This window comes from Micromonospora sp. NPDC005171 (assembly GCF_040608575.1).
Taxonomy (GTDB): Bacteria; Actinomycetota; Actinomycetes; order Mycobacteriales; family Micromonosporaceae; genus Micromonospora.
In genome coordinates this window covers 160,029-181,675 of sequence record NZ_JBEXIM010000007.1, presented here as the reverse complement: position 1 = coordinate 181,675, position 21,647 = coordinate 160,029, and the positions used below count along the sequence as shown (strand labels likewise).

The 21,647-nt window shown below is 68.7% G+C and carries 15 protein-coding genes; 11 read left to right on the top strand and 4 right to left on the bottom strand.

Annotated features, from left to right (window positions below; all coding sequences use genetic code 11):
- The first annotated feature begins 10 nt into the window (after window positions 1–10).
- The 5 genes from ABZU74_RS13280 to ABZU74_RS13260 all read left to right on the top strand — a co-directional run bounded on the left by ABZU74_RS13280 (window position 11) and on the right by ABZU74_RS13260 (window position 8,604).
- Window positions 11–6,199 carry a S8 family serine peptidase gene (locus ABZU74_RS13280; RefSeq protein ID WP_355422348.1) on the top strand — a complete coding sequence of 2,063 codons (6,189 nt, stop codon included), beginning with the start codon at window positions 11–13 and terminating at the stop codon, window positions 6,197–6,199.
- Between the two features lie 344 nt (window positions 6,200–6,543).
- On the top strand, window positions 6,544–7,140 hold the full coding sequence (locus ABZU74_RS13275; protein ID WP_355422345.1) for a sulfite oxidase-like oxidoreductase: 597 nt from the start codon (window positions 6,544–6,546) through the stop codon (window positions 7,138–7,140).
- Entirely contained in the window at window positions 7,029–7,850 is an 822-nt protein-coding gene (locus ABZU74_RS13270; RefSeq protein ID WP_355422342.1) for an FAD-binding oxidoreductase, read from the top strand. The genes ABZU74_RS13275 and ABZU74_RS13270 overlap by 112 nt, the downstream gene beginning before the upstream one ends.
- A 2-nt stretch (window positions 7,851–7,852) precedes the next feature.
- Complete coding sequence (locus ABZU74_RS13265) at window positions 7,853–8,146, top strand: DUF6510 family protein (RefSeq protein WP_355422339.1); 294 nt, start codon at window positions 7,853–7,855, stop codon at window positions 8,144–8,146.
- A gap of 47 nt (window positions 8,147–8,193) precedes the next feature.
- Complete coding sequence (locus tag ABZU74_RS13260) at window positions 8,194–8,604, top strand: GNAT family N-acetyltransferase (protein WP_355422336.1); 411 nt, start codon at window positions 8,194–8,196, stop codon at window positions 8,602–8,604.
- Window positions 8,605–8,626: 22 nt separating this feature from the next.
- Here ABZU74_RS13260 and ABZU74_RS13255 read toward each other — a convergent pair whose 3' ends face one another.
- On the bottom strand, window positions 8,627–9,544 hold the full coding sequence (locus ABZU74_RS13255; protein WP_355422333.1) for an NADP-dependent oxidoreductase: 918 nt from the start codon (window positions 9,542–9,544) through the stop codon (window positions 8,627–8,629).
- A 485-nt stretch (window positions 9,545–10,029) separates the two neighbouring features.
- On the opposite strand from ABZU74_RS13255, the gene msrB reads away from it, so the two are divergent.
- The 6 genes from msrB (at window position 10,030) to ABZU74_RS13225 (ending at window position 15,977) form a co-directional block, all read left to right on the top strand.
- A complete protein-coding gene (gene msrB / locus ABZU74_RS13250; RefSeq protein ID WP_355422331.1) occupies window positions 10,030–10,521 on the top strand; it encodes a peptide-methionine (R)-S-oxide reductase MsrB in 492 nt (163 codons plus the stop codon).
- Window positions 10,518–11,024, top strand: coding sequence for a peptide-methionine (S)-S-oxide reductase MsrA (msrA, locus tag ABZU74_RS13245; protein ID WP_355422328.1), 507 nt, complete (start codon window positions 10,518–10,520; stop codon window positions 11,022–11,024). Before msrB ends, msrA begins: the two co-directional genes overlap by 4 nt.
- Before the next feature lie 323 nt (window positions 11,025–11,347).
- Window positions 11,348–12,004, top strand: coding sequence for a TetR/AcrR family transcriptional regulator (locus ABZU74_RS13240; protein WP_355422325.1), 657 nt, complete (start codon window positions 11,348–11,350; stop codon window positions 12,002–12,004).
- Between the two features lie 606 nt (window positions 12,005–12,610).
- Window positions 12,611–13,039, top strand: a complete 429-nt coding sequence (locus ABZU74_RS13235; RefSeq protein WP_355422322.1) for an OsmC family protein — start codon at window positions 12,611–12,613, stop codon at window positions 13,037–13,039.
- Between the two features lie 497 nt (window positions 13,040–13,536).
- Window positions 13,537–15,360 (top strand): Na+/H+ antiporter NhaA, encoded by a 1,824-nt coding sequence (gene nhaA / locus ABZU74_RS13230; RefSeq protein WP_355422319.1) that lies wholly within the window; start codon window positions 13,537–13,539, stop codon window positions 15,358–15,360.
- Window positions 15,361–15,497: 137 nt separating this feature from the next.
- Window positions 15,498–15,977, top strand: coding sequence for a carboxymuconolactone decarboxylase family protein (locus ABZU74_RS13225; RefSeq protein ID WP_355422316.1), 480 nt, complete (start codon window positions 15,498–15,500; stop codon window positions 15,975–15,977).
- Window positions 15,978–16,062: 85 nt separating this feature from the next.
- On the opposite strand, the gene ABZU74_RS13220 is transcribed toward ABZU74_RS13225, so the two are convergent.
- The 3 genes from ABZU74_RS13220 to ABZU74_RS13210 form a co-directional block, all read right to left on the bottom strand.
- Window positions 16,063–19,248, bottom strand: a complete 3,186-nt coding sequence (locus ABZU74_RS13220; RefSeq protein WP_355422313.1) for a penicillin acylase family protein — start codon at window positions 19,246–19,248, stop codon at window positions 16,063–16,065.
- A gap of 269 nt (window positions 19,249–19,517) precedes the next feature.
- Entirely contained in the window at window positions 19,518–20,006 is a 489-nt protein-coding gene (locus ABZU74_RS13215) for a MarR family transcriptional regulator (RefSeq protein WP_355422310.1), read from the bottom strand.
- An 8-nt stretch (window positions 20,007–20,014) separates the two neighbouring features.
- The gene (locus ABZU74_RS13210; protein WP_355422307.1) at window positions 20,015–21,265 is read right to left on the bottom strand and encodes an NAD(P)/FAD-dependent oxidoreductase; all 1,251 of its coding nucleotides are present in this window, start codon (window positions 21,263–21,265) and stop codon (window positions 20,015–20,017) included.
- Window positions 21,266–21,647: the final 382 nt, after the last annotated feature.

Genomic DNA, 21,647 nt, shown 5'->3' with positions numbered 1-21,647 from the left:
AAGGACCCCCATGAGACTCAAAGCCCTCGCGGCTTCGCTGGCCGCAGCGGTCAGCCTCAGCATGATCCAGGCACCACCGGCGTCCGCCGCAGAGCCGGATCCCGGCGCTTCCGCCAACAAGATCAGCCCGAGCCTGAAGGACCGCTTCCGTGCGTCTCCGGCATCCGACTTCTGGATCACGTTCGGCACCAGGGCCGACCTCGGGCCGGCGAAGAAGATCACCGACTGGAGCGCTCGCGGTCAGTTCGTCTACGACGCGCTGACCGCGTCGGCGAAGGACTCCCTGGCATCCGTCTCCCCCGACCTCGACCGGGCAGGCGTCACGTACACCTCCTACCCGATCGCCAACGCCGTCCTCGTCAAGGGAGGCACCGAGAAGCTCGCCCTCAACGTGGCCTCGAAGGTGCAGGTCGCCGAGATCCACGCGACGCCGCAGGTCGCGCTGGTCCAGCCCGTCGACGAGAAGGTCCCCGCTGACCAGGCTGCCCGTCCGGCGGCCCCGAAGGCCACCGCCGAGGCGGGCACCGTCCCGTGGGGGCTGGACGCCATCCACGCCCCCGAGGCGTGGGCCATGGGCGCCACCGGTGCGGGCATCACCGTGTCCAACCTCGACTCGGGCGTCCAGTTCGACCACCCCGCCCTGGCCCACCAGTACCGCGGTGTGAAGCCCGACGGCAGCGTCGACCACAACTACAACTGGATGGCCAGCAGGGGCTCGTGCACGGGTGCGCCGTGCGACGACAACGGCCACGGTACGCACACCATGGGCACCATGGTCGGCGACGACGGCACCAACCACGTCGGCGTCGCCCCGGACGCGCAGTGGATCGCGACGAACGGCTGCTGCGACAGCACCGGCGTCGAGTCGCTGCTGCGGTCCGGCTGGTGGCTGCTCGCCCCGACGGACGTCCAGGGAAACAACCCCGACCCGTCCAAGCGCCCCCACGTCGTCAACAACTCGTGGGGCCAGACCGTCGAGCACAGCTTCGACGACTTCTTCCGGGCCATCGACGAGGCGTGGAGCGCCGCGGGCATCTTCAGCGTCTGGTCGTCGGGCAACACCACGCCGTACGCGGCCTGCGACACCGTCTCCTCCCCCGGCTCCGCCGAGAGTGCCTACTCTGTCGGCGCCTACTCGTCGGACGGCACGCTCGCGTCGTTCTCCCGCAAGGGCGAGGGTGAGGGTGGCCGGATCAAGCCGGAGATCTCCGCTCCGGGCGACGCCGTCCTCTCGTCGTACCCGAACAACAGCTATGTCGAGATGTCCGGCACCTCGATGGCAGCCCCCCACGTCGCCGGCGCCGTCGCGGCGCTCTGGAGCTACGACCCGACCCTCATCGGGCAGGTCGAGGAGACCCGCCGCCTGCTCGCCGAGTCAGCCGTCGACGTCGACGACACCGAGTGCGGCGGCACCGCCGAGGCCAACAACAAGTACGGCGAGGGCCGGCTCGACCTCGTCCGCCTGCTCGAGCTCGCGCCCCGGCAGGGCGGCACCCTCACCGGTGTCGTCACCGCCAACGGCGCCCCGGTCCCCGCCGTCGAGGTGACGATCAGCGGACCGTTCAGCCGGTCGATCGGCACCGACAAGGACGGTCGGTTCACCACGAACCTCCCGGTCGGCGACTACCAGCTCAGCACCAAGGTCTTCGGCTACCTGACCGCGACCGCGAACGTCACGGTCACGCTCGGTCAGGACACCTCCGTCAAGCTGCCGCTCACGGCCGCCGCGAAGCACGACATCAGCGGCCGGGTCGTCGACGACAAGAAGCGGCCCGTCCCGAACGCCGACGTCTCCATCAAGGAGACGCCGCTGAAGCCGGTACGCACGGACGCCAACGGCGCGTTCACGATCACCGGTGTCCCCGAGGGCGGATACTCGCTGACCGTCAAGCCCAACGCCTGCTTCTCGCCCACGACGGTCCCGCTGACCGTCGGCGCGGAGAACGAGTCGCGCGAGATCGCGGTCGGGCTCGTCGTCGACAAGGGCGGCTACAGCTGCGCCGTCTCCGACGGCGAATATCTGCGTGGCACCGACCCGGTCGCGTTCACCAGTGGCGTGTGGGCGACGGTGAAGCTGCCGTTCCCGATCGCCCTCTACAACGGCAGCCACGACACCCTCGGTGTCAGCCTGCGCGGCGTGATCTCCCCGGACACCTCCACCGGACCCGGCAGCGGCGGTGCGGGCGTCTTCCCGCTCTACGTCCAGACCCCCGTCGAGTTCGCCCCCGGCGGAGGAGTCTTCACGGCAGCCACCAAGGTCAACGGCGAGGACGCGTTCGTCGTCGAGTTCCGCAACGCCAAGCTCTGGGGTTATCCGACCCGGTCGGAGTACACGGAGCCGGTCAACTACTCGGCCACGCTGACCCGGTCGGGCACCGTGATCTTCGGCTACGGCGACGGTATCGGGACCGACGACCCGGTGACCGCCGGCGCGCACGCCACCACCGGAATCCAGGGCTGGGCCGGCGTCGACGGCATCCGGTTCTCCGACAGTGCCCCGGTGTTGCGCGACGGAATGATCGTCAGCTACGACATGCCTGACTTCGGGTACCTGGACGCGACAGTCGTCGACCAGAACGACGGGCTGCCGGTGGCCGGGGCCAAGGTCTCGTTCACGAACAAGTCTGGGCTCGTCGAGGCCGTCACGACCAACGGGACGGGCATCGTGCACCGCCAGCTACCGGTCGGCGACTACACGATGACTGTCGACGCGCCGAACTACACCACCACGGCGTACCCCTTCTCCCTGGACAAGCTCTACGCCAACGCCAAGATCGACGCGCGTCTGACCACGGGTGCCGCCGGCCTGAAGGCCGACGGCCTGGAGGCCCTGTTGGGCAAGGACCAGAACGGCGTGGGATCGCTGACGCTCACCAACAACGGCTCCGCCCCCCTCACGTACAACCTGGGCGAGGCCGCACGCCACCCCGACCTTGACGCCGCCGGCGCCACCGGTCGCACCGGGAAGGGCGCGGACAGCACGATCGACCTCACCGCCTGGAAGACCGGCGCGAGCGGCATGAAGCCGTCGAACGTCGACGGCAAGGCGGCGACGGCGAGCGCCGCGGAAGCACAGGCGGCAGGCAAGGTCGGCCCGACCTCCGGCGGAGACGTCATCACCCGGATCGCCATCCCCGGCACGATCGCGGAGAAGGAGCCCTCCGGCATCGGGTACGACGGCGATGTCTGGGTCCACGACTACATCGCGCGGACCAACACCGCCTACACGGTGACGGGCAAGCGGACCGGCAAGGTCTTCGACGCGTCGTGGAACCCCGCGTACCGGGCGTTCGACATGGCGCTCGACACCAAGACCGGTGACATGTGCCAGATGGAGGACAGCCCGGCCAGCTACATCCACTGCTTCAGCACCGAGACCGGGAAGGAGACCCGGCAGATCAAGGGTGACTGGTCCACGCTGCAGCTGACCGGGCTCGCCTACAACCCGACCGATGACGTGTTCTACGTCGGTGGTCGGGCGAACGGCATGATCGGCACCGTCGCCGGCACGTCGCACGACAACCCCGGTGCGCTGCTGTCCTTCTGCGCCCCGCCGCTGCCCGAGGTGATGGGTCTCGCCTACAACCAGGCGTCCGACACCATCTGGTACACCGACCTCACCTCGAACCGGCCCACCCGCCTGCTGCAGGTCGACCCCGACGACTGCTCGCTGGTGAACGCGTGGTGGTTCCCCGGCCAGAAGGCGGGCCAGGGCGGCGGCCTGGAGACCGACTCGACCGGTGCGTTGTGGGCGGCGGACCAGGTCGCCGACGACGTCGTGCTTGTCGACGTCGAGGACGACCTGCTCACCGACCTGCCGTGGCTGTCGCTCTCCTCGACCGGCGGCACCCTCGCCCCGGGCCAGTCGACGACCGTCACGGTCTCGATCTCCTCGAAGGACGCCAAGCCCGGAGTCCTCGGCGCGAACATCGTGGTGCGGTCCGACTCCGGACGCCAGTCCAAGACCTACGTCCCGGTAACGCTCACGACCACGAAATACCAGGTCGGCGTCAACGCCGGCGGCTCAGGGCTCACCGACGGCTCCGGCTATGCCTGGTCCGCCGACCAGGCCGCCGGCAAGACGTCGTGGGGCTACGAGGGGAAGACGACTGTCGCCTCCACCAAGGCCGGGATCTCCGGTACGACGGACGACGCCCTGTTCCAGTCGCAGCGCACCACGTCGGACAAGCAGTTGTTCTACCGCTTCCCCGACGCGCCCAAGGGCACCTACGCGATCGACTTCGGGTTCGCCGAGATCGAGAAGGTGGCCAAGGGCAAGCGGGTCTTCGACGTCCTCGTCGACGGAGCGCTGACGGAGTACGCGTACGACGCGGTCTCGGCCGTGGGGCCGAACACCGCCGACTGGCGCACCGCCGTGGTGAAGCACGAGGGTGGTCCGCTGACCGTGGAACTGCGGGGCTCGAAGGGCCTCAAGGCTCCGACCATTGCCGCGCTGCGGGTGACGCTCGACCCGCGCGCGGACGTGGCGGAGCCGGAACCCCAGCCCGAGCAGCCGGAGCCGGGCCCCGTGCCGGTGGCCCCGGCTGGTCGCTCGTACTCGATGACGGTGACCGACGGGCTCTACCGCCAGGGCACTGAGGAGTCCGGGTGGCACGGCGACGACGTCTGCGGCGTGCTCTGGTTCGACTCCAGCTTCCTGTTCCCGTTCTACGACACGGCCTGGGACGGCGTGTGCGTGACGACGAACGGCACGCTGGCCTTCGACCGCGCCAGCACGCTGGGGAACAACACGGCACTGCCGTCGCCCGGTCCGATCGACGCGATCTATCCGCTCTGGGACGACCTGGTCGTCGACGACGAGGCAGGCATCTACTTCGGCAGGACCGAGGTGGACGGGCTGGCGGCGGAGGTCATCGAATGGCGCAACGTCGCCTTCTACAACGACCGGACGGCTCGGGTGAGCTTCTCGGTCACCCTGATCGCGGACGGACGGATCCAGATCGGGTACGGTGACGGCGTCGGCGGCGACAACCCCCTCACCCGAGGGTCGTCGGCGACTGTCGGCCTGGAGAGCCTGACGCGCAACCCCGCGGGTCAGTACTCCTTCAACCAGCCCATTTTGAAGGCCGGCCTGGGGCTGGAGTACACCCTGCCGGCCGCGGGCACGATCGAGGGCACTGTCACCGACAGGAACGACGGCAAGCCGATCGAGGGCGCCATCGTCACGCTCAAGGGGCCGAACGGTGAGCGGGTCATCACGGCCGACGCCAAGGGCCGGTGGAAGGCCCAGGCGCTGGTCGGAGAGAACACCGTGGAGGTGTCGGCGCCGAACTACGTCACCGCCAGCCACCCGGTGACCATCGCCAAGAAGGATCAGGCCGAGGTGGTCGACACGGCGTTGACGACGGGCATCGCCACCGTCACCGGAGGTGCCTTCGACTGGCTCCTCGACAAGGGCCAGAAGGCGACGGCCGACGTGACAGTGACCAACACCGGCTCCGCCCCGCTCGAGGTGCGGCTCAGCGAGCAGAAACGCACCGGCGACGGCGGGCACGAGGCCGCCGACCTTCCGTGGCTGACCCTCACGGGCGCGGCCGCGACCGGCACGGTCACGCTCGCAGTCGGCGAGTCCACCACGGTCACGGCGACGGCCGACAACGCCGGCGTCGAGCCCGGCGTGCTCGTCGGGGACGTGCTCGTGGCATCGAACGCCGGCAAGGGCGAGGCCCAGCTCAAGCCGGTGCGCCTGGCGACCTCGGCCTACTGGAAGGGCGTCGACGTCGGCGGATCCGGGTACGTGGGCACCGACGGCTTCGTCTGGTCCCCCGATCAGGAGCTCGGCTCGCGGTCGTGGGGCTACGTCGGCGGCAAGGCGCGTGCCACCAAGGCCGACATCGCCGGCACCGAGGACGACGCGCTGTTCCGCACCCAGCGGACCGGCGAGACGTTCAGCTACATGTTCAAGAACGCTCCCGCCGGCACGTACCGGATCGCCCTCGACTTCGCCGAGATCGAGAACGTGAAGGCCGGCAAGCGTGCCTTCGATGTGCTGGTCGACGGCAAGGTCGTGCTCTACGACCACGACGTGCAGGCGAAGGTGGGTGCGCTGACCGCGGACGTCAACATGGTCACCGTCGAGCACGGCGGTGGCGATCTGAAGATCGAACTCAGCCGCGAGAAGGGCGAGAGCGACCCGATCCTGAATGCGCTGAAGGTCCAGCAGGACCCACGCCTCTGAGCTAGCCGACAGTGGTCAAAGCCTCCACGGGAAGGATCGCCGTGGAGGCTCTGACCACGACTACCCACGGTTGCTGGACGTGGTAGCGCGCGTCGTAGTAGCCCGCGGCCTGCGGTGCCGTCGCCCGGCCGGCACCGCTACGAGCGCCGGGCGCGCTGCTGGCCTGGGCCGCCGACGGCCAGCGTGGTTTGCCGACAGGCACCACATCGGCTTAGTCTGGACGATATGGTCCAGTTAAATGACTCCCGAGCGCGGGCGACCACGTCCTTGCCGCGGAATGCCTCACCACCGGAGCACGCGCTGACGATGAACGTACGGGCGGGTACCACATCGACGAGGGGCGCTTGGCGGTGATCACACGTGGTTTCGGGGGCCGCAGACGCGACGACACCGATCTCCCACCCGGCCAGTACCGCACGGACGACTTCCCGGTGCTGTCCGCGGGACCCACACCGCGCATCGGGCTCGACAACTGGGAACTCACCGTCGTCGCCGAGACCGGCGAGCGGAGCACGTGGTCCTGGGCGGAGTTCACCGCCCTTCCTACCGACGAAACGACAGTTGACATCCATTGCGTCACGCACTGGTCGAAGTTCGGCACGCGCTGGCGGGGCGTCTCCGTCGACACGTTGCTGGCTGATGTCGAGACCTCGGCCGAATACGTCGTCGCCCACTCCTACGGCGGCTACACCACGAACATCCCGCTCGAGGACCTTCTCGACGGGCAGGCCTGGGTGGCGTACGAGTTCGACGGCGAGCCGCTGGTTCCGGTGCACGGCGGACCAGCTCGTCTCCTCGTTCCTCACCTCTACTTCTGGAAGAGCGCGAAATGGCTACGCGCTCTGGAACTGCGTCTCGACGACGAGCCTGGGTTCTGGGAGACGGCCGGCTACCACAACTATGGGGACCCATGGCGCGAGCAGCGGTACCGGGCAGACTGACCTGGCGGCCGGCAACCGTCGCGGCCACCCGGGCGGAGACTGCGACGGCGCGGACCGTGGTCCTCGACGTCGGCGGCTGGACGGGTCACCTGCCGGGCCAGCACGTCGACGTCCGGTTGACGGCCCCCGACGGGTACACGGCGCAACGCAGCTACTCGATCTCATCTGCCCCGGGACCGGACCGGCTTGAGGTGACCGTCCAGGCGGTGACCGATGGCGAGGTCTCGCCGTACCTCGTCGACGTTGCGGAGCCGGGTGACCAGCTGGAGATCCGTGGGCCGCTCGGCGGCTGGTTCGTCCGCCGACCAACCGATCCGCGCCCGGCGTTGCTGATCGGCGGCGGATCCGGCGTGGCGCCTCTGATGTCGATGGTGCGTGCGGCGACGACTCCCACCAGGCTGCTCTACTCGACCCGATCCCCGTCGGATGCGCTGTTCACGGCGGATCTCGCGACTGCAGAAGCCGCAGGCGATGCTCGTGTCGCCGTGACCCACGTCTATACCAGGGTCACGCCCCCCGGCTGGCCGGCCCCACCTCGACGGCTGGACGCGGACGCTCTTACCCGCGTCGCGTGGCCCAGCGATGCCGACGTTGTCGCGTTCGTCTGCGGACCTACCGGATTCGTCGAGACCGTGGCCGACCTTCTCGTCGACATCGGCCACAACCCCGTGAACATCCGCACCGAACGCTTCGGTCCCACCGGAGGATGACCATGTCGACCAGCAACGTCGGAGCAGACAACCCACACTGGGTGGACGGTAACGCCCTCGCCGGACCGCTTGGTGAGATCATGGAGACTGACCTCACCGTTGCCGAGCTCACCTGCGCCGGCTGCCGGATGACCCGTCCGCTGGCGGCGATGCGCGTGTTCGACCGAGCGCCAGGCCTCGTCGCCCGATGTCCCAACTGCGAGGACGTCGTGATGCGCCTGGTACGTGCGGCCGATCGGGCCATGGTCGACCTGCGTGGATCGCTCGTCGTCAGCATCCCGGTGCCGATTACCTGAACACCAAGCGATCCGGACATTCGACGCAAGCGGGACCAGGAGAAGACGTGGCTGACAACGCCGAAGACATGATCACGTTGACCAACGCCGAGCAGGACTCGGGTGGCTCGAGCCCGTCGGTAGCCACCCCGTCCGGCGCGGAAGACTTCGTCATCACCAACGACAGCGCGCGCGGCATCTACGAGGCCACGATAGGGGGCCAGACAGCCGCAGGGCTCGTCTACACCAAGATCGGAAGCCGCGTCGTCCTGTCCGCGACATCCGTGTTCCCCGAGTTCCGGGGGAAGGGACTAGCGAGCAGGCTCATCGGCGGGATCCTCGACGAGCTGCGCAGGCAAGGAAGGACCGCTACCGTGACGTGTCCGTTCGCGGCCGCATTCGTCAATGCTCATCCGGAGTATGCCGACGTTGTAGACCCGACATCCCCTCGGTCGCACCCAGCCGGCCGGCGGCATTGAACGGCCTCGTGCCTCCAAATCCTTACGAGCGAGCGCGGATGATCGTCTTCCCGGTGGTCCGCTCGGTCGGGTTGAGAGCGGCGACGGCGTCGTCGAGGTCCGCGACGTTGCCGATGTTCGTCCGCAGTCGTCCGTCGCGTACCCGCTGGACGATTTCCCCCAGTTGGGCGCGATCAGACGTCACGACGAAATCGATCGCCAGGCCGTCCGCGGGGCGCACCTCGGGCGGCCCGACGACGGAAACCAGGATTCCTCCGGCTCTAACCAGGCCTGCCGACCGCTTCCCGATGTCGCCCCCGATGAGGTCGAAGACCAGATCGAGTCCACCGACGGTCTCGAGGACGTCGTTCTCAAGGTCGACGAACTCCTGCGCGCCGAAGTCGAGCGCCTTCTGCCGGTCGGCAGCGCGCCCGGTGCCGATGACGTAGGCGCCGAACTCACGTGCGAGCTGCGTCGCCATCGAACCGACTGCGCCCGCCGCGCCGTGCACGAGGACGCTCTGCCCCGTCTGAAGGCGGCCGTGCTCGAACAGCCCCTGCCAGGCGGTCAGGCCAGAGATCGGCAGGCTCGCGCCCACCGTGAAGTCGACGTCGCCGGGCAGCGGCGCGAGGTTGCGCGCCTCGACGGCCACATACTCCGCCAGGGTGCCGTCGCGGTTCCAGTCGGTGAGGCCGAACACCCGCTGCCCGACCGACAGTCCTGTCGTGCCATACCCGAGAGCGGTGACCACTCCGGCCAGCTCGTGCCCGGGTATCGAGGGTGTCCGGTCACGGCCGAGGCGATCGGTCCAGGTCGAGGGCCATGCCATCTCGGTCGGGACGAAACCCGACGCATGAACCTGAACGATGACGTCGTTGAGGGCCGGTTCCGGCTCAGGCCGCTCCACCAGCGTCATCCCGGCCGTTCCTGCAGCCTCGTCCGTCGCCACAATCGCCTTCATCAGATACCTCCTCGTATCCAGCCCTCGTCCGCACTGGCACGAGGAGCACATTTCGGTTTCCCCGCATCGCCGGCGCCAAGCCTCGGCGTCGCAGACACCACGCTGATCGGCAGCGGTTGCGGCGCGGGGGTGCCGCCGGGAGCGGCCGGGGACGTCTGTCGAACTCGACACCGGGCGGCAAGTCGGGCAGCTCGGCGCTACCGGATGGGCACCTCCGACGTCTCGAACCTAGTCGCGGCAAAACTGGTCTGTCAAGTCCATTACCTGCTCGCGCTGCCGCTACTGGGAAGGCATGAAATCCCAGCTCGGGCCCATGATAGGGCCATCCGCCTGATGCCAAATGAAGTTGGACTTTGGACTTTCGGGTCCAGCGAAGGTGGAGGCCACGGGAATAACACCGCCCCGGAGATTGTCTGTACTCGCGTGTCCAGGTGCGCCCTACCTGGCTCCGCAGCTATGCGTCGCAAGGCCGTGAGGGGAGAGCTGTGCGCCAGCAGACCCAGTACCGCAAGAACCCGGAGGCCGTTTCGGGGCTCAACCCGGAGCAGTACCGCGTGACCCAGCAGGACGGCACCGAGCGACCGTTCGCCAACGCCTACTGGGACAACCATGAGCCCGGCATCTACGTCGATGTCGTGTCCGGTGAGCCGCTGTTCGCATCGGTCGACAAGTACGACAGCAACTCCGGCTGGCCGAGCTTCACCAAGCCAATCGCCAAGACGAGCGTCGTCGAGCGCGGAGACTCCAGTCACGGAATGATCCGGACCGAGGCCCGCTCGCTGCACGGGGACAGCCACCTCGGCCACATCTTCAACGACGGCCCCCCGGAGAAGGGCGGACTGCGCTACTGCATCAACTCGGCGTCGCTGCGGTTCATCCACCTCGACGACCTGGAGAACGCAGGGTACGGCGAATACCGCACCCTGTTCACGAGTGACACCAACACCGGCACGACGACAGGCAAGGAGATGACATGACCACCGAAAGGGCAATCCTCGCGGGCGGCTGCTTCTGGGGCATGGAGGAGTTGTTCCGCCGCCAGCCGGGCGTCGTGTCCACGCGCGTCGGCTACAGCGGCGGCGACGTCCCGAACGCCACCTACCGCAACCACGGCACACACGCGGAGTCCATCGAGGTCGTCTACGACACCGACAAGACCGACTTCCGCGCGCTGCTCGAGTTCTTCTTCCAGATCCACGACCCTTCGACAAAGAACCGCCAGGGCAACGACATCGGCACCAGCTACCGCTCGGCGATCTTCTACAGCAGCGACGAGCAGAAGCGGGTCGCCGAGGACACGATCGCCGACGTCGACGCCTCAGGCCTGTGGCCCGGCAAGGTCGTCACCGAGGTCACCGCGGCAGGCGACTTCTGGGAGGCCGAGCCTGAGCACCAGAACTACCTGCAGAGCTACCCCGACGGATACACCTGCCACTTCCCCCGCCCCGGGTGGAAGCTTCCGAAGCGGGCGACGGTCTGACACCTCCGACGCGCGGGCCCCGGGCCCGCGCGTCGGTCCCGGCCGAGGTGGTCGGCCCGGACAAGGAGTCGGCCGGATGGGTGCGTGCCCTACGGAGGCCGCTCACGACGCGTGGCGCACCAGCGCTAGACAGGCGTTAGGAATGGGACCAAATAGTCCAGACAATCTCTCACTAAAGATGATCTGGCCATCTGGCACACCACGTACCCGGCCCACCGTCGCGCGCGTTTGCCCTTCCCGTCAGGTGAATGCGACATGACACCGGATGGACTCCAAGGTCCCAATCCGCCTCAATTATCTGGTGCGCTGGATACACTTGACAGATGAGCGACGAGCAGGTGGCTGCGCCGACGAATAGGCGGAGGATCAGCCAACGGGGCATCGCGACCCGAGAGCGGATTCTCGAGGCAGCGAACCGGCTGATGCTCGTGCGCGGAGTGAACGCGACGACCCTTGACGACATCCGCGAGGCAAGCCAGACGAGCAAGTCTCAGCTCTACCACCACTTCGCCGACAAGCAGGAACTCGTGCGCGCCTTGGTCAACTATCGAGGCGCGCTCGTGCTTCAGCGTGAGCGTGCAGGGCTCGAACGACTGAGATCGTTCTCAGGGCTGATCCGGTGGCGTAACGCGCTCGTCCAGGCCAACTCCCTGAACAACGGTAAATACGGGTGCGGCCTCGGGTCGATGGCTCTCGAGCTGTCCGATCAAGATGAGCAGGCTCGATCGTCTCTGTCGGAGACGTTCGCAGCATGGGAAAAGCTGATCAGTGATGGTCTGCACCGGATGCGGGACAGCGGCCTGCTGCGCCAGGATGCCGACCCGGAGAAGTTGGCCACGGGGTTGATGGCCGCTCTGCAAGGTGGCTACCTGCTGGCGAACGCCGCGCACGACGTCGCACCCATGGAAGTCGCTCTGGACATGGCGCTGGAACACATCCGATCGTTCCTCGTGCAGCCGGCCGGTGAGCCGACCCGCTAATTCGACCCATTGGTCGTGCACGACGGGGTGCGAGCAGCCCGGAGTCGATGAGGACGAGATCGTGAGAGCGAGGCGCCCCAGGGGGCCACAGTCGAACCACGATGCGATGTCCCGACCCGGCGGCGACGCCGACCCCTTCCGGCGAGCCCTCTTCACCCGACACCACCCTCAAGACCCAGAAGATCTTGGCCAACCTGGCTGCCGTCACCCGTCTACCCCTACCTGGCACGCGTACCAGTGCCGATCGCGGCGCCCAACTGATCGACCGATGCTGTTCGACATCACGCATCGATCTCCCAGCCGGTGCACAGCGAAGGACTAATTGGTCCATTATCGGTCTCGGGGCAGATCGGGTTTCGGTACGGACATAGGGACCCTAGCTGCCCATCAGTGCAGCTTGATCCACCGCTCTCGCAGGTCAACCTGGGCGAACGGCCCTCGTCGGTGACAGCTGTTTGGACTATCTAGTCCGTCAAGGCTAATCTTCGGAGGCACCCGGCCATGGGGTGACCCGCCTGGCCACAGCCCTCGCTCAGACTGCGGCTCGGCTGCTGCTGGGTCCGTATCCCTGGACCTCATCACTGGATCTACAGGAAGGCGCGGCTGATGGAAATTGATCACGATCATGTCGTCGCATCGGCCCGAGTTGTCCTTCCGGCCACTGAGCGCCGGCGCACGGACATGACGACCCGCGGCTTCACGTTCGTCGCCGATGAACCACACAACGGCGCACTCGGTGAAGGCCCGACGCCGACGGAGTATCTGTTGATGGCGCTCGCGTCGTGCACTGCTCAAACGCTGCGGCAGTACGTCGACTACAAGTACGACACCGCCGGCGATATCACCGTCGAGATCGACTACCACGAACCCGAGCAGGAAGGCGCAGAGCGTTACCTGAAGCGCACGATCACGCTGAGCGAGGAACCTGACCCCGACGACCTGAAGGTGATGCACGAGATTGCCGACAGGTCCCCGGTGACCCTGCTGATTCAGTTCGCCTGGAGCGTGAGGACCGAGTTCGTCGGGCCGCGCTGAGGACAGGCCGCCCGCTGTTCGGCGCACAGCCGCGCAGCGGGCGGTTGCCGTTGGGCCCCAGGCGGCGACAGTGTTTCGGCCACGGCGAGAGCTTGAACGCGACGCGGGGGCCGTGCATGCGCGCGGGTCTTGGCCTTGGCCCGCGCCGGCGGCCCAGAGCCCGTCAGCGACGGCTACCGCCGCAGGCGAATCCCCTCGTGGATGTCGCCGGATTCACCATCGCGTCGATCATGTTCGTGGTCGTCCTGACGATCAACTCACTGATATGTCCCCCGCCGTCCTACAGCTCATCGGCGAGCCTCGTAGCTCTCCCCGCAGCCGACCACCCCTGGGGCGGCCCGATCAGTGCTGAACGGAGGGGTCGGGTGCCCCATCGCGGCACGTGATCCAGCTATCCGTGCAGGCCCCGCCGGCGCGTCGGAAGGTGACGTGTGACCGAAACCAAGACCGGCCGAACGATCTGGAAGCGGAACCTAGCGTCACCGCTGCGAGCATTCTTGCGAATCGAGTCCGGCAGCGCCGGCGTGCTCGTGGCCGCCATCGTCGCCGCACTGCTCTGGGCCAACATCGACCTCGGCTCTTACGAATCCGTCTGGCGCACCCAGTTGTCAGTGCGTCTCGGGCACCTCGAACTCTCCCGCGACCTGCACACCTGGATCAACAGCGGCTTGATGACGCTGTTCTTCCTTGTCATCGGCCTTGAGGCGCGGCGCGAGTTCGACCTTGGCGACCTCCGCGACCGGCGACGTTTCGTGCTGCCCTGCGTGGCCGGCCTGATTGGCATGCTGATCCCGGTACTGATCTTCCTGGCCGTCAACCGCGGCGGGCCGGGCGCGCACGGTTGGGGCGTGGCCATGTCAACCGACACCGCCCTCGCGTTGGGTCTGCTGGCACTGCTCGGTCGGGGTGTGCCCGACCAGGTCCGGATCTTCCTGCTCACCGTGTTCGTGGTCGACGACGTGATCGCACTCATCGTGATCGCCCTGGTCTACAGCGACGACATCACCGTGATGCCCATCGTGGTGGCTGTGGCGGCATTCGCGGTCATGTTGGCCATCCGCGCAGGCGGCGTCCGACGGGGTTGGGCCTACGTACCGGTCGCCGTGGTGATGTGGGGCGCGCTGCTGGTCAGCGGAGTCGACCCTGTGGTGGCCGGGCTGGCCATCGGATTGACCGCCTTTGCCTACTCTCCCGGCCGCACTGAGCTCGAGAAGGTCAGCGGGCTGTTCCGGTCGTTCCGTGAGCAGCCGACGCCCACGCTCGCGCGTACGGCGTCGATCGGCCTGACGAACACGTTGTCGCCCAACGATCGCCTACAGCGCATCTACCACCCATGGTCCAGCTTCGTCATCGTGCCGCTGTTCGGCCTGGCCAACGCCGGCATCAGCATCGACGGTCCGTTCCTGGCCCAGGCGTTCGCGTCGCCTGTCACCTGGGGCGTGCTGCTCGGGTATGTAGTCGGCAAGCCGCTCGCCGTGATCGGCACCTCGGCCGGGCTCACCTGGCTCTCACACGGACGCATCCGTCCGGCCGTGGGCTGGGCGGGCGTGCTCGGCAGCGGCACGATCGCCGGTGTCAGCTTCACGGTGTCACTGTTGGTCGCCAGCCTGGCCTTCACCGGTAACCAACTGGCCGAGGCCAAAGTCGGGGTGCTCGGTGCCGCGGTCGTATCCTCGGCACTGACCTGGATCACGTTCCGCGTCACCAACGCGTTGCCGCAGGACAAACGCATCCGGGCGCTCTTCGGCGACATGACGGACCTGATCGATCTCACCCCAGCGGTAGACGAGAAGCAGGACCACGTCCGCGGCCCAGCCGGTGCGTCGGTAACGCTGGTGCAGTACGGCGACTTCCAGTGCCCGTACTGTGGGACGGCCGAACCAGTCGTCCGAGAACTGCTGGGCGACGCCGACCTGCGTTTCGTGTGGCGTCACCTGCCTCTGTCAGACGTGCATCCGCAAGCCCGACTAGCAGCCGAGGCCGCCGAGGCAGCTGCCGCCCAGGGCAAATTCTGGCAGATGCATGACCTGTTGCTCGGCCACCAGGACGAGTTGGACATCGCTGCTCTGATCGGATATGCCGGCGACCTCGGTCTGGATCAGAGACGGTTCCACGACGATCTGACAAGCCAGGCGCACGCCGGCCGCATCGACAGCGACATCGACTCCGCCGACAACAGCGGAGTGTCCGGCACCCCGACGTTCTTCATCAACGGCCGCCGCCACTACGGCGCCTACGACATCACGGCCTTGACCGCGGCCATTCATATGGCTCGAGCCCGTGCCCGCCTCGGCCGCGACACACAGGCGACCCGTACGTGAGGTGTGATCGGCCCGCGAGGCGCACACACGGCAGCAGAGGTGCGACCGAGACCGTGCGATGGCTCCCCGGGTCTGCTGCACCGATGTGGACGTCCCCACCACCGGTGCTGTCGTTGTCACCTACAGGAGGTCACCTCTTGGATACCAGGATTCAGAACGTCCGACTGAACGCCACAAACGAAAAACTCATGGCTCTGGCAAATGCCGGGGCCGAAGCTTTCGGCCATACCGCCACACTCCAGGTGGACCAGGCGCTGGCCCAGCTCCTGCGATTACGCGTCGCGCAGATCAACAATTGCAGCTACTGCCTGCTGGTGCACCACGCTGCCGCCCGCGCCGCCGGCATCCCGCCGTCCAAGGTCGAGACCCTCACCGCGTGGTGGGAGACGCGCCTGTTCACCGACGAGGAGCAAGCCGCCCTGGCCTATGCCGAGGCGTTGACCCGGGCCGCCGACGCCACCGTCAACACCCGACTTCAGGAGGCACACGACAGGGTGGCTGCGCACTTCACTGAGGACGAGATCCTGGAGATCGTGGCCATCGTCATCAACATGAACATTTGGACGCGGCTCAAGCTCGCCGAGGGTGCCATGCCCATGACGGCGCCGCCCGTATGAGGTGATACCCGGCGCTGTCCTGGGAGAGGCTGCACACGCCCGGAGGGGCCGGCGAGTGATACCCCGCCGGCCCCTCCGGGTGAGATCACTTCCCGTACAGCTCGAATTCGTAGAGCGAGAACCCGTACGAGGTGGCCCGCTTGACTCCGTACACCCGCACGTAGCGGGCCGTGACCGGGGCGAAGGTGGCGTTGTCGACGCCGCCGTTGCCGGTGGTGGTGGCGAACACCGGCGTCCAGGAGTTGCCGTCGCCGGAGACCTCGATCCGGTACGAGGTGCCGTAGGCGGATTCCCAGCGCAGCACCGCCCGGCTCACAGTGCGGGCCGCTCCGAGGTCGACCCGGAGCCACTGGTTGTCGTTGTAGCTGCTGGCCCACCGGCTGCCGAGGCTGCCGTCGACCGCCTTGTCCGGCGTGTGGCTGGTCAGGAACTGGGTGCTCGACGCGGTGGTCGGACGACCCTGCGCAAGGTTGGTGACGTCGTCGCCGCGCCGCGCCGGGAACGAGACGACCTGCTGGTAGGTGGGGCGGTTCTGCCAGGCGATCAGCGGGTGGGTGATGCCGCCGAGCCCGGACTGGGCGATCGAGTCGGCACACCACTGGTCGCCGGCCCCGCAGGACTTGTCCCCGGGGTAGACAGTGGTGGCCGGCACCGCGGCGGCCTGGCCGAGCGTGTCGAGCAGGGCCTGCCGGCACCCACCGAGGTTGCCGTCGCCGCAGTACGCGCGGCCGAGGCCGCCCGCGACGGGGTCGCCGAGGACGGTGCGCAGGTCCTTGTCGACGTAGCCCCACCAGCCGTACTGGAACGACGAGCCCTTGTGCGCCTGCCCCTGCAACGCCCAGCTCGCGGCGCCGTCGCGCCCGCCGTTCTGGCCGCCGGACGGGGCCTCGTTCACCTCGATGGCGTCGACCAGCGCGGCGTAGAGGTCCGGCCCGAGGCCACTGCGGAACTGCGCCGAGGCCAGCAGCGGCCACCACGCGTCGAAGATCCGGATGGCGTCGGCGTGCTGGTAGACCTTCGAGCCGGGAACGGTCTCCACCCGCCGGGCGCCGGCCTGCTGCCAGGCCCGCAGCTTGCCCACCGCGTCGGCCAGCGCCGGATCGGTGACCGGCGCGCTGTCCAGCACCCGCAGCAGGTCGCCGAGAACCTGCTGGCCGCGCAGGTCGGTCACCGCCGCGTCCGCCATGATCTTGACGACGTCGGCGCGGCCGAGCTTGCGCTGGGCGATCGCGGCGCGCACCGGGCCGTCGAGCAGCTGACCCCGGTGTACGGAGCCGAAGCTGAAGTTGCCGTCGGCCGCCCCGAAGTCCCGCGCCTGCTTGTTGTTCCAGCTCACGTAGTAGTCCTGGTTGACCGACTGCGGGTGCGCCGAGGGCGGGGCGTACGTGGCGTCGTTGGTGTCCGGGTTCCAGCCGACCCACTCGTACGCCGGTTCGGCCTTGGTGGGCAGATTCGGGTCGGCGGTGGCCGGCCGCACCGGATTGGAGCCGGAGTTGTAGTACGCCGCCTCGGTCGAGTTGACGTAGAACCAGTTGAACGCGTACCCGACGCTGGCCGCGGACTCCTGGAACGCCGCCGCGCTGCCCATCGCCGACGGGTCGTTGTATGCCTGGAAGCCGATCGCCGAGTCGGCCTCGTGCCGGTAGGTGGATCGCAGCTTCGTGAACGCGGTCGGCTGCCCGTTCACCAGCCCCCGGTAGGACACCAGCCCGTACTTGGTGCGCAGCGCGCGCAGGGTGTAGGAGCCGGCCGGGGTGGAGTCGGCCAGCGTCGGCGACCAGGAGTTGCGCTGCTCCAACGCCTCCATGGCGACGCACTGCCCGTGGTAGAGGTAGCGGTTGGACCGCAGCGTGGGCGCGCTGCCGTCGGTGGTGCACAGCGGCACCGCGTACGTGTCGGTGAGGTCCTGGGAGGCGGAGGTCGCGCTCCACGCGTAGTCCTGGCCCCGACCGAGCAGCACGTAGAGGTTCAGCCCGGCGAACGCGGCGCCGCGCGCGCTGATGCCCGGCCCCTGCAACTCCTGGAGCATCAGCAGCTGCGGCGCGAAGTAGCCGGTCTGCGGGCCGAACACGGCGACCGGGTTGCCGGTGGCGGTGTGCCGCCCGGAGACCACCACCGCGTTGGACATGCCGTGCGCGCGCAGGTTGGACAGGCCGCCGATCAGCTCCTGGGTGGCGGTGCTGGTACCGGTGCGGGCGGCGGCCCCGCCGCTGGCGTCGTAAGCGAGCGGCTCGGCGACCACCGAGCCGGCGTCGGGGAGCACCGCGCTGGTCGCGCCCGGCGGCGTCGCCCCGTACGGGAAGCTCTGCCCGTCGTGCAGGGTGAGCACGGTCTCCGGGTCGTTCTGCGACCGGAACGCCGCCCACACCCGGTCGCCCTCTGTGGCGCCGTACTTGGCCCGGGCGGCCACCCGGACCAGCGCGGACTGGATCTCGCTGCCGCCTCCCCCGCCGAACAGCCCGCCGATCACACCGGCGGTGGCGATCAGGTCGGTCATGGTGAAGTGCTTCGGCTTGCCGGCACCGGCGAGCACGTACTCGCCCGGGTAGTTGTCGTCGGCGATCGACGTGTCGATGTACGCGTTGATGCCGGCGATGTAGTCGACCACGTCGGTGTAGAGCTGCTGACCCCGGGCGCCCTTGGTGCGCAGCGCGTCCACCTGAGCCTGGAGGTCCGCCTCGGTGTAGGGCGAGTTGGCCCAGACGCTCTGCTCCAACTCCCGGTTGCCGGGGGCACCGCCGGCGAACGAGGTGACGTTGCCGCGGCCGACGTGCCGCAGCAGGTCCATCACCCAGAGCCGGTCCTGCGCACCGGCGTAGCCGGCGCCGAACATGGTGCCGGCGCGGGTGGTGCCGGTGATGTGCGGGACGCCGGTCGCCTTGTCCCGCACGATGGTGACGTCCGCGCGCGGCGAGACGGTGCTCTCGACCTGCGCGGCCGGGACGCCGAACGAGGCGTCGTTGTAGAAGTGGGCAATCTGTTCGTCGGTCAGCCCGGCGTAGTTGTAGACCAGGTTCGCGTACTCGTCGAGTTGGTCGCTGGAGTGCGCCGGGCGGGTGCCGAGCGTCTGGTGCGCCAGGATGGCGACGAGTGTGGCGTTGCCGTTCTGCCCAGGGGGCAGGATGTCGGCGCACTGGCCGAGGCAGTAGTCGTTGGCGGCGAACGTGTTGGCGGCCAGCGCCGGCGACGGCGGGGTCACCGTCAGGACGCTCGCGGTCAGGACGGCGGCGGTGAGCGCCGCGAGCCGGTTACGGAGAGCGGGACGGGGCATGGCGATCCTCCGGGGACGCGGAGTCGGGCCGTTCGGTCACGCCCGGCTTCCGGTGCCGACGTCTCCCCCTCGGCGCCCGGGCGTTCCGCCAGGAGGTGAGAGTGATTCGCATCTATCTCCCCGGCAATGATCGACGCAGGATCCCCGTCCGGGATAGCCGTCGTTCATCACGCGCCAATGCCGACGTTTCGCCGCCTTTCGCTAGCCGCACCGATACGGCGGGAGCGGCCAGGGTCACCCGGTGGCGCGGCCGGTCAGGCGACGCCGCCTCAGGCGGACCGCTGCGCAGTGTCGCCGCTGACGAGGTGGTCCAACTCGGCGAGGTACATCGCCTGCATGCGCTCGAAGTGCCGGACCAGCAGCGTGAGCTCGTCGACGCTGTAGCCCTCGATGAGCCGCTCCGCCCGCTCGGCGAACCGCTCGTACGGTCGCTCCAACTCGGCGATCCGCTCCGGCCGCAGGGTGACGATCACCCGCCGCCGGTCCGCCGGATCGCGCTCGGTCGTCACGTAGCCTGCCTGCTGGAGCCGGCGGAGCATGCTGGTCACCGCCCCGGTGGTGAGATTGGTTCGCTCGGCGACCTGCCCCGCGGTGGCGGACCCGACGTCCGCCAGGTAATCCAGGCACTCCAGGTCGCTGACGGTGAGGCCGAGCCGCTCCGCGATGGCGTACCGGAACACCATGGACAGCCGCGACGTCTCCCGCCCGGCGCGCATGAGGTCAGCGATCGCGGACGCACGGGCCGGCTCGTGGGACATGGCGGCAATCATGCCTCCGGTACGGTCACCCGGTGCAGCCGAGGTAACACGCGGGTCAGCACCCAGTGCGGTGCGGCCGCGCCCCCGGTCAGGCGGCGCATCAGCCCGGCGGCGGTGTCGACGGCGCGGAAGGCGTAGGGCAGCATCTCGTCCTGGTAGCGGGCGATCGCCTCCTCCACCGGCGCGCCAGTGGCCCGGGCCTCGACCAGCCTGTGGCCGAGCAGGGCGGCGTCGCGGAGCGCGGTGTTGCCGCCGTGAGCGCCGAACGGCGGCATGACGTGCACAGCGTCGCCCATCATCGTCGCCCGGGGCACCGCCCACCGGCGCGGGCGACGGCCGGTGGCGAAGAGGTTGAGCACCGTCGCGTCCAACTCGGCCGTGCCGACCAGCCGCCGGATGACCGGGTGGAAGTCAGCACTCATCCGGGAGGCCAGTCTCCACAGCGCCAGCAGGTCCCCGCGGACGCCGACGGGCACCTCCTCCTGCCGGAGCAGGAGACCCCACATGACGTAGTCGTAGCCGCTGGGCGCATAGCTGCCCGGGGCCAGGCGCGCGAACGCCTCCGGCGGGCTCTCGCCGAACCGCATCGACGTGAAGAAGAAGGCGCGGCCCGGCCGGTCGGCGATGGCCAGGACCCCGCTGGTACGCAGCGCTTCCGGGATGACACTCTCGCCGTTGCGCCGCAGGGGCGACCGGCCGTAGATGCCCGCCATCGGAGTGTTCGCCGGGTCCGCGTCCGGCATGAGCTGCGCGCGCAGCGCCGATCCGACGCCGTCCGCGCCCACGACGACGCTTGCCGCGGCGGCCCCGCCGTCGGAGAACCGCAGCCGCAGCAGTGTCGGGTCCTCGGTGGTGTCCACCGCGACGGCTTCCTTGCCGTAGTGGATGCGCCCATTCAGCCCGGACTGAAGGATCGACCGCAGGGTCAGCCGGTCGACCTGACGGGTCGCGTGCGGCTCGTCCTTGAAGGTGATGGTGAATGCGTCCCGCAGCCGGCTGTCGGTGAAGCGCAGCTGACCGCCGGGCTCGTCGCCGGTGGTCAGCGCCAGGTTGTACAGCGAGCGGGGCAGGCTCTCGCGCAACGCATCCAGCCCGTACCGGTCGAGGATGATCCGGTAGCCCTGGCGCCGGACGAAGGGGCCCGGGTCCCGCTCGTAGACGTGCACGTCGATGCCGGCGCGCATCAGGTACTGGGCGAGGCAGAGGCCGGAGAGGCCGGCGCCGGCGATTGCCACCGAGAAGTCCGTCGATATGCCCATGCGGTTATCTTAATGGCTAAGATGATTTGGGCAAGGGTGCGTCGGGCCCGCGCCGGGCGACCTCGACGCCGTGCTGCCTGAGGTCCGGGCGAAGGGCTGCCGCGCTCCCCCGTGGCGTGCGGCCGGCCACCTCGGACGGTCGGCCGGTGCGCCCCGGCGAAAGCCCAGCCGTCCGCGACAGCAACGGTCCTCGGCCAGGGTGTGACAAAGCGCACGTCGAGACCTCTTGGCGGCAGTGGTACGTCACCGTGCGTCACCACCGGGCGGCAGCGTGCGGCGCCACGATCGTGTCGTGCGGCCAGCCGTCGGAGGCGGGTCGCGCAACTCGTCCCAGGCACGGCATAGTGGCCCGCGGCGCCACCGACCGGTGGTGCCTACCCTC